Below are 8,590 nucleotides of genomic sequence, written 5' to 3' on the forward strand. Positions count from 1 at the left end.
AATTTAATTACTCTTCACCACCAAGGAATTTTAGGAACGGCGATCGCCAATACATGATTCGTGAGAAAATAACCAGGTAGCGAGAGCGACTAAATTTACGATAGACTGCATCAAAGTAGGAAGAGAGTGCGTGGAAACCCAATGACTAGCTTGAGGTTGAGGGACAAAGAAGTAAATCTGGAAGAAGTTAATCAGCGATTTGCCAATAGTGACGCTGAGGAAATCGTCCAATGGGCAGCAGATACCTTTGGAAATGGACTGGTAATGAGTACCAGTTTTGGCATCCAGTCGGCTGTGATGCTACATTTAGTAACTAAAATAGTTCCGGATATTCCCGTTATTTGGGTTGATACCGGGTATTTACCTGCTCCAACCTATGTTTTCGCTGAAGAACTTACCGAACGACTCAAGCTTAACCTGAAAGTTTACCAATCTCCAATGACTCCTGCTCGTATGGAAGCTATTTATGGTCGTCTCTGGGCAGAAAATGATGTGGAAGCCCTCAACCGCTACGACCAAATTCGCAAAGTCGAACCAATGCAACGAGCATTAAAAGAATTGAACGCCACAGCTTGGTTAGCTGGACTGCGTAGCAATCAAACCGACCACCGCAAAACTTTAGATTTTGTCAATTTTCAGGGAAATATTTGTAAAGTTTTGCCGATTTTAAATTGGAATTCTCGCAAAATTTATCAGTACCTCATGGCTAACGATTTACCTTATCATCCTCTCTTTGATGAAGGTTATGTCACTGTCGGAGATTGGCATTCGAGCCGTCCGCTTTCTTTATCTGACGAAAACGCACGCGATACTCGTTTTCAGGGACTTAAACAAGAGTGCGGCATTCACCTACCTCAAAGTTTGGGAGAATCAGAAAGTCTCGATTCTAGTTCTTTGTAAAGATGAGTTTAGCGATCGCGCTGTATTAAGTGCAACTTCAGAGAGAATTGGGATTACTTAAAAAAACTCATGACTCGTGTTAAAAGTAAATTAGGCGATCGCCGTAACTTGACAAGTATCAATGTGGCTCAGTTTTGCCATACGCGATCGCCGAGAATTAAAAATTGCCAGGCTGTAAAAAAAGTAAATTTCAATTGCTTTAGTTAAGCTGAAAGAGTCGTTGCCAAAAATATCCTTTCGATTTGTGTTTAGCAAACAAAGCAATTCTTTACTGCGGCTAAGTTTGATTATTTTCCTCAGTATCGCAAATCCCGTCTCAACTTCAGCGCAGAGTGTTTCTACTTCGTCCGTGAATGAGGAATTTTCCCAGTTACAGCAAGTTTTGACAGCATATGGATTTCAAGTAAATCTGGCGATACCACCCGTAAGAGGAACTTATGGATTATTTCAAGTTGATTCCAAACAAATTTGGGTTAATCCAGTAGTATTCGACTTAGGAATAGCTGTTCCTACCCTTGTCCATGAGTCAGTACACGCGGCTCAATTTTGTGCTGGAGGTGACAAACTTCAGTTACTAGACTTAGCACTTGAACCCTCACCGAGAGCTAGACCTTACTATCTACGCTATCATGCTTATCGACGGGAAATAGAAGCTCAAGCTTATACGGTTCAAACTCAGCCTAACCGAGTCGAACTAACGATTGAGATTTTGCACCGATATTGTCGAAAGAAGCCTTAATTGGCAGTGTCGCACTAAAAAAATCAGGTCATCGCAGCTTTGCTTAATGCTGGTGGCTGGATTGGCTTATTTTACCAACCAGGACCTTATGATGAAATTACTCATGCTTTTACCACTTTTTCGATTACCTTAGCACTTAGTTTTTTGGTTTATCAGTCGATGCTGACAGTTTTTCGCAGTCACCGTTTGCTATATATTTTGACAATTATTTCTTTTGGGATTGCAATTGGGGCGCTATGGGAAGTGTTTGAGTGGGCGACGAAAACTATTAACGATCTTGATGATACGATTGTTGATTTAATTATGGATACTATTGGGGCAACTGCTGCCTCGCTATTAAGTTTACGTGCTTTGGAAGAAGAAACTCGTCCTCAGAGAAATTAAGCTGAAATAGGATTATTTTGCTAAATATAACACTACGTTTTTCTATTTTGATTATTACTTCTCTCCCTTCCCTGGTAGGGAAGGGGGTTGGGGGGTTAGGTTAGGCAATTTTGGGAAGAAAGTCCAAAAAAGAGGAAAAATTTGGACAGTTTTAGCTTAATTTTGCAGAAATAATCTAACTTGGTAAAGACGTAGCATTACTACGTCTCTACAGATTAACTTTCTTCCGGCATTTCTACACCAAAAACGCGACTGAAAGCTTTTTGCACTTTATAACCCGAATCAATAGATTCCAAGGGGTCTTTCCGCAGTCGGTGACGCAAACAAAGAACGATAACTTTACTAATATCATCTTTCGTTACTTCGGTGCGTCCTTCCAAGGCGGCTAAAGCTTTAGCTGCGCGATTTGTAACAATATCGCCGCGCAATCCATCTACATCTAATTCAGAACAAACTTCGGAAATATTAACTCGCAATTCGTAGTCAAGATTAACTTGATTTAGTCTTTTTTGGGCTTCAACTAATTGCTTTTGTAGTGCTTCTTGCTGAGATTGATATTTATCTACAAATGCTTGGGGATCGCGATCGAATTCTGCTCTTTGTTCGACAATTTTCACTCGTAAAGGTGGTTCTTTCACAGTGTGGATTTCCGCGTGCATCCCAAAGCGATCGAGCAGTTGGGGACGTAATTCTCCTTCTTCTGGGTTTCCCGAACCTACTAAGACAAAACGGGCTGGGTGTCTGATGGAGATTCCTTCGCGTTCGACGGTATTCCAACCGCTAGCTGCACTGTCGAGAAGTACGTCTACGAGGTGATCGTCAAGGAGGTTGACTTCATCGACATAGAGAATACCACGATTAGCTTTTGCAAGCAATCCTGGTTCAAAAGCCTTAACACCTTCAGAAAGAGCTTTTTCGATGTCGATCGTACCGCAAACTCGGTCTTCAGTGGCACCGAGAGGCAAATCTACCATTGTGACTTTTTTCTTCACGATTGGTAGAGTCGTTTGTGATTCTACCATTTGGCGCACTTCATCGCTCATCAAGTCGGGATCGTTGGGATGACTATTGAAGGGGTCATTGACAACTACATCAATTTCTGGTAATAAATCGGCTAGAGCCCGGATTGTTGTCGATTTACCTGTGCCGCGATCGCCCATAATCATCACTCCACCAATTTTGGGATCGATGACGTTCAGCAATAAAGCTAATTTCATTTCTTCCTGACCGACAATGGCGGTGAAGGGAAAGACGACGCGACGAGTTTTTGGGGGTGCTGAGGCAGTAATAGTCATATCACATTTTTAGTTATTTGTCAACAAAAACCAGAAGCGAGACTCGCGTCAGGAAATTGAGCAGCAAGCGATCGCTCGGAAAAAGATCATATTCTTTTAATTAACGTTTCTTATTGTGCCACACTAAGGGGATTGGGGACTGGTGATTGGGGACTGGGGATTAGGAAATTCAGTTATCAGTTACCAGTGAACAGTTATCAGTGAACAGTGATTAGGGAACAGTTAAAAGTTATTAGTTTATCCTCTAATTCCTCCTTGTCTCCCTTATCTTCCCCCTCTCCCTTATCTTTTACTCGTTCGGAACGACAATATATCCAGTAGTCGTATCTCCAAGTATCAAATTACGTTCTTGTCCCCAGTACCAATAGTATGCACCGATATAAGCACAAATAAGACTATCGAGTCGATCTTCAACGTCTTTTAGTTCGCTACCTTTGAGAGAATCGAAATTACAAGTAAGGGGTGAAAAGGGGGAAAGGCTGAGAAAAGGTTCTCGTTTAGGCAAAATTTCAGTAATATATTGACGCAATTTGTTTAACTCAGCTTTCTTTTGTGCTAAATTGCCTTTTTTATACTTTAAAATCCGGTCTAAACCAAAAAAATGCACGATCGCCGGATGAGGATAAACTTCGATTTGATATCGTCCCAACTTTTTGGGTTCTATAGTTGCGGCATGGAGAAAACCCCGCTTAGACAAACTTACACCAAAAGCTACAGTCCGTTGAGCAAAAGGGCGAGAAAGATTAGCTGGATAGCAACCTGCATGATAGCGACGAAAATATTTATGAGTCAATTTATCTGGTAGTCGCATTCCCGTTAAGTTAGGAATGAGAGTAGGTGCATCGACCGCGATTAAAGCAGGTTCGTTAACTGCTACCCAAGTGTCAATCCAACTAAAAATATCGCCTAGTTGCTGTTGACGATTCAAATCTAAGATATTTAAGCGATCGTTTTGCCAACTTAGGCAACAAAGTCCAGTTTCGCCGGATGTCCAGCCTAAGTCAATACCGAGGAATTTCATTTTGCTTGCGAACTAACTGAAACAAACGCGAAAACCGATATTATACAAATTAGCATCAGCTTGATATTTCTTGCGATAGGCACTGCGACAAGCATTAGGTCCGGTGTTCCAAGAACCTCCTCGCAAAGGTCGGAAGTTGTTGTCTGCTTCAGATGAGGGTTTACCATTGTTGAATGCTTCTTGATAGTTATTATGCCAATAGTCAGCGCACCATTCCCAAACATTACCGTGTAAGTCAGATAAACCAAAATCATTGGCTACACCAAAACTAGCAACTGGTGTAGTTTCTTTGCGGTCTTCTCCTTCTGAACCTGCACCGTAAGCACCGCGACTGATAATTCTGCCATCGTATTGCCAATTTACACCCGAATAGTTAGCGAAGTCAGTAGTAATGGTTTCGCCAAAATGAAAGGGAGTAGTTGTCCCACCGCGACAAGCATATTCCCATTCAGCTTCGGAGGGAAGGCGATAGTTGCGTCCGGTATGCTGAGATAATCGGGCGCAAAATTCGATCGCTTCAAACCAAGAAATTTGTTCTACTGGTAGTTCGTCTCCTGCAAAACAGGAAGGGTTGGCTTGTAATGGTAGGTTAACTTGAGGAAATGCCGCTACGGTGAGCCATTGGGCTTGGGTAACGGGATATTTACCAATGCTGAAAGCAGCGACGGTGACTTGATGTTGGGGAGTTTGGGTTGAATTGGCACCAATTTCGGTTTCGGGTGCGCCCATGAGAAAATTACTGCCAGTTAGAGGTACGAGTTCGAGTGGTATGTCTTCTGTGAGGTGTTCGATCTGGTAAATTGTTTTTTTGAGAGTGCGATCGCATTCTTCGCCGAGGCGATCGACTTTGACGACGGTAAATTCGGTGATTTTTTCAGCGAGGTTAGACATTAGCAAGTTAGCTTCCGTGCTGGGATCGATCGCATTTTCTCACGAGATTGAGATCGCTGTTGTTTGTAGTTAGCAGTGAAAAGAGAAAAAAGCGACTAATTAAGTTAATTTTGTCCACTTTTGACCTTGATTTGCGGATTTATCGGGTAATTTGACTGTAAAGGTACTGCCTTGATTGAGTTCGCTTTGGACAGTGATGCTACCCTGATGTGCGGTGGCGATCGCGGCGGCGATCGCTAATCCTAACCCGGAACCACCAGAAGCGCGCGAGCGATCGCTGTTGACTCGATAGAAGCGATCGAAAATCATTTTTTGTTCTTTTGGGGCAATTCCTATTCCCGTGTCTTCAACGCGAATTATGACTTCGTTGGGGCTATTTTCTAAACTTATTTTTACTTCGCCGTCAGCCGGGGTATAGCGAATTGCGTTACTGACTAAGTTCGCAACTAAACAATACAATTGTTCGGGATCGCCTTTGATTTGTAATTCGCGATCTACTTTAATTTCGGCGCTTAATTTTAGTTTGGCTGCAAGGGCTAAAGAGGCAAATTCTTCGGCTAAATCATTAACTAAATCAGTTAGCGAAACTAATTCTTGGGGTAAAGTAAGGGAAGAAGAAACAGTTGAATTTCTCTCCAGACGACATAAAATTAATAAATCCGCAACTAACTGCGAAAGTCGTTGATTTTGACGATTAACTGCTTGTAAGGTTTCTTGTGCTGTAGTTGGCTCTAAACTAGGTAACATTAATGTTGATTCTACTGTCGCCCGAATTGCTGCTAAAGGTGTGCGTAATTCATGAGCAGCATCAGCCGTAAATTGTTGAATTTGACGATAAGATTGATAAATTGGCTGCATTGCTAATCCGGCTAACCACCAACTCGCAGCAGCAATAAAAAAAATTGCTAGAGGTAATCCCAAGATTAAAATCCATTTAACTGTTGCGACATAATTTTCAAAATCTTGCAAATTACGTCCCACTTGGAGATAACCCCAATTTTGTCGCTCTTTAGTCTGTAGAGATAAAGTAATTTGACGGTAATTTGTTCCGCTATTATCAGTTAATCTTTCCCATTGTGAAAAATTCTTTGATACAGCTATTCCGGTTGGTTGTAATCCTGCTACAGCTACTAAATTTCCCGAACGATCCAGTAAGCGGATATAATAGTTATCCTCATGAGAGAGTGTGAGGTCGGAGTTAAGACAGTTAATATCGACGATGCAAATATCCGGTAAAAAACGAGTAGCTGTAGGTGTTAAAGTTCCCGGTTGTGTGAGAATCATTTCTAAGCTGTTCTCAAGTCTACTAGCAACTGATTGTAGTTCGCGATCGATCGTGATACGATGAGCGTGCGCGATCGCTTCGTAAACTCCGATCCCAAATACACTCAAAATCACTCCCATTACTCCAGCATACCAAACAGCAAGTCGGCAACGAGTCTTCTGAAATAGTCGATTTTGTTTCATTGTTTTGGGTAGTTGAAAATTTTCTCCGCGATCGTTAATCTGATTGAGGAGGATTGAAACGATAACCTAGTCCGTAAACGGTTTCGATTAAATTATTACAGCCGTGTTGTTCTAATTTACGTCGTAGCAAACGAATTTGTGCTGCAACAACGTTACTAATTGGTTCTTCTCCTACTTCCCAAAGTTGAGTTAAAATTTGTTCGCGGGTGACAATTTGTTGAGGGTGACGCAGAAAATATTCTAGGAGTAAAAATTCTTTGTGCGTGAGAGAAATTACTTTTTTTTCTCCTCCTGAAACTGTTGAAGAAATGGTATTGGTGCTATAATCTAAAGTGAGATTGGCAACTTGTAATTGTGATGGTTGTATTTGTGGCGATCGCCGTTGTAATGCTCGCAATCTCGCTAGCAATTCCGCCATTCCAAAAGGTTTGACTAAATAATCGTCAGCCCCGGAATCTAAGCCTATTACTTTATCAATTTCCCGATCTTTTGCTGTTAGCATCATCACAGGTAAAGAATCGTTTCTACTCCTAAGTCCCTGAAGTAATTCTAGTCCTGACATTCCCGGTAAAAGCCAATCAAAAATCGCTAAATTGTATTGAGTCCAGTGATTTTCTAAATAGTCCCACGCATCATTACCATTAAGCACCCAGTCAACCACATAACCAGCTTGATGCAAAGTTTGTTTAACTGCTGCACCTAAATCTGGTTCGTCTTCAACTAACAATACTCGCATTGTTTTTTAGTTAGCAGTAGAAATCGTTTAAAAGTCAGGAGAGTCTATAGTTAATCCAACTCCTGCGCCAAGAGCAATTATATCAAGTAGCGATCGCCAATCGCGTCTACCCATTTCGACTTCTTGTTCGTCAACCAAATCGGTGAGTGAACTACCTCAGCCCTTATGGTGTGAGGCTTCCTATCCAACAAACTGCGAGACAGTAGACTTCTTGCGTCCTCTACTGTTCCGTCTGTCGATCCGATCAATGTACGGGTTAATTTCCGGAAGATAGACAAGACCGGAAAACCTTGCTAGCATAGGCTTCGATCGCTGTTCGCGGCTATAATCCATACCGTTGGATAAGCGCAGTTAGTTTTTGTTCGACGAAGCGCGATCGAATACTTTCAGGTGCAACAATTTCGCAATCTTGCCAATATTTAGCAAGATCTCGAAAAAACCAGAATGTACTAGAGATATGGCGAATTACGCGTCGTCTGGGTGGATCTCCTTCTAATTCGCTAATAAACCGATCTCCTGGTTTATAACCTCGATAGCCAAACGCAAGTCCACCAAACAGGTGAAATTCTACAGGAATTGTTTCTAAATCCGGCAACCATTCTTGCTGGATGGGAATTACTGCGGCTTCGACAATGCGATCGAGTCTTAATGTCCAATTGTGACACAGTTCGGGAATATCTTGATTTCCTTCAGTTTCTTCGCAACGACAAACTAAATACTGTCGTTTCTCAATCGGTTCAATTTTGGCAAATAATACTGTGTAATTCCACTGGCGATCTCCTGCATCTCGGTAGGAAAGACGAAAGGGTTGCTGACGCTGGATTAAGTTGTCAATTCGTTGTCTCCATGCAGGTTGTGGGTTGTCGAGAAACGTCTCAATTTCTTTTCTGAATCCTTTGGTTAACTCACTGCGGGAACTCAATAATCGCCCAATTTCTAAGGCTTCGAGCATTTTTCCTTCATCAATCAGGACTTTACGCGCAGTATCTAATACTTTAATTCGTTCTGTTGACCAGTCATTGTTACGGACAATTTGCAGGTGGTTGCGGGCGATCGCGCTTACTAATTTGGAAATATTGGGTTTGTCTCCCCAAAGCATCCCAAATTCAGTGGCTAAAGCTTCTAGTTGTTTTTTTTCGCGATCGGATATAGACAGA

At 41.9% G+C, this 8,590-nt stretch carries 10 protein-coding genes; 3 read left to right on the forward strand and 7 right to left on the reverse strand.

The genetic code is table 11. The features are described from left to right. Positions 1-126: 126 nt before the first annotated feature. Entirely contained in the window at positions 127-900 is a 774-nt protein-coding gene (cysH, locus tag G3T18_RS23825) for a phosphoadenosine phosphosulfate reductase (RefSeq protein ID WP_449868393.1), read from the forward strand. Positions 901-990: 90 nt separating this feature from the next. Here the strand turns inward: cysH and G3T18_RS23830 are convergent, their stop codons facing one another. Then, complete coding sequence (locus tag G3T18_RS23830; RefSeq protein ID WP_224413087.1) at positions 991-1,155, reverse strand: hypothetical protein; 165 nt, start codon at positions 1,153-1,155, stop codon at positions 991-993. Here G3T18_RS23830 and G3T18_RS23835 point away from each other — a divergent pair. Beyond that, on the forward strand, positions 1,145-1,639 hold the full coding sequence (locus G3T18_RS23835; protein WP_224413088.1) for a hypothetical protein: 495 nt from the start codon (positions 1,145-1,147) through the stop codon (positions 1,637-1,639). The genes G3T18_RS23830 and G3T18_RS23835 overlap by 11 nt on opposite strands. Positions 1,640-1,678: 39 nt before the next feature. Beyond that, positions 1,679-2,023 (forward strand): hypothetical protein, encoded by a 345-nt coding sequence (locus G3T18_RS23840; protein ID WP_224413089.1) that lies wholly within the window; start codon positions 1,679-1,681, stop codon positions 2,021-2,023. Positions 2,024-2,238: 215 nt separating this feature from the next. Here G3T18_RS23840 and bchI read toward each other — a convergent pair whose 3' ends face one another. The 6 genes from bchI to G3T18_RS23870 form a co-directional block, all read right to left on the reverse strand. Continuing rightward, positions 2,239-3,318: a magnesium chelatase ATPase subunit I gene (gene bchI / locus G3T18_RS23845; RefSeq protein WP_224413090.1), complete on the reverse strand. Its 1,080-nt coding sequence runs from the start codon at positions 3,316-3,318 to the stop codon at positions 2,239-2,241. A gap of 289 nt (positions 3,319-3,607) precedes the next feature. Continuing rightward, positions 3,608-4,339 carry a DUF429 domain-containing protein gene (locus G3T18_RS23850; RefSeq protein ID WP_224413091.1) on the reverse strand — a complete coding sequence of 244 codons (732 nt, stop codon included), beginning with the start codon at positions 4,337-4,339 and terminating at the stop codon, positions 3,608-3,610. Between the two features lie 12 nt (positions 4,340-4,351). Then, entirely contained in the window at positions 4,352-5,230 is an 879-nt protein-coding gene (locus G3T18_RS23855; protein WP_224413092.1) for a formylglycine-generating enzyme family protein, read from the reverse strand. A 99-nt stretch (positions 5,231-5,329) separates the two neighbouring features. After that, complete coding sequence (gene rppB, locus G3T18_RS23860; RefSeq protein WP_224413093.1) at positions 5,330-6,697, reverse strand: two-component system sensor histidine kinase RppB; 1,368 nt, start codon at positions 6,695-6,697, stop codon at positions 5,330-5,332. 34 nt (positions 6,698-6,731) lie between these two features. Continuing rightward, entirely contained in the window at positions 6,732-7,433 is a 702-nt protein-coding gene (gene rppA / locus G3T18_RS23865; RefSeq protein WP_224413094.1) for a two-component system response regulator RppA, read from the reverse strand. A 322-nt stretch (positions 7,434-7,755) separates the two neighbouring features. Further along, positions 7,756-8,590 (reverse strand): WYL domain-containing protein (locus G3T18_RS23870; protein WP_318014028.1); only part of this gene is annotated, 835 nt, incomplete at its 5' end.

Source organism: Oscillatoria salina IIICB1, assembly GCF_020144665.1.
Classification (GTDB): domain Bacteria; phylum Cyanobacteriota; class Cyanobacteriia; order Cyanobacteriales; family SIO1D9; genus IIICB1.

Bases quoted from the DNA above. Each gene is read 5' to 3' on its own strand.
- rppA (WP_224413094.1), bottom strand. From the start codon at position 7,433: ATGCGAGTATTGTTAGTTGAAGACGAACCAGATTTAGGTGCAGCAGTT.
- G3T18_RS23850 (WP_224413091.1), bottom strand. From the start codon at position 4,339: ATGAAATTCCTCGGTATTGACTTAGGCTGGACATCCGGCGAAACTGGA.
- bchI (WP_224413090.1), bottom strand. From the start codon at position 3,318: ATGACTATTACTGCCTCAGCACCCCCAAAAACTCGTCGCGTCGTCTTT.
- G3T18_RS23855 (WP_224413092.1), bottom strand. From the start codon at position 5,230: ATGTCTAACCTCGCTGAAAAAATCACCGAATTTACCGTCGTCAAAGTC.
- rppB (WP_224413093.1), bottom strand. From the start codon at position 6,697: ATGAAACAAAATCGACTATTTCAGAAGACTCGTTGCCGACTTGCTGTT.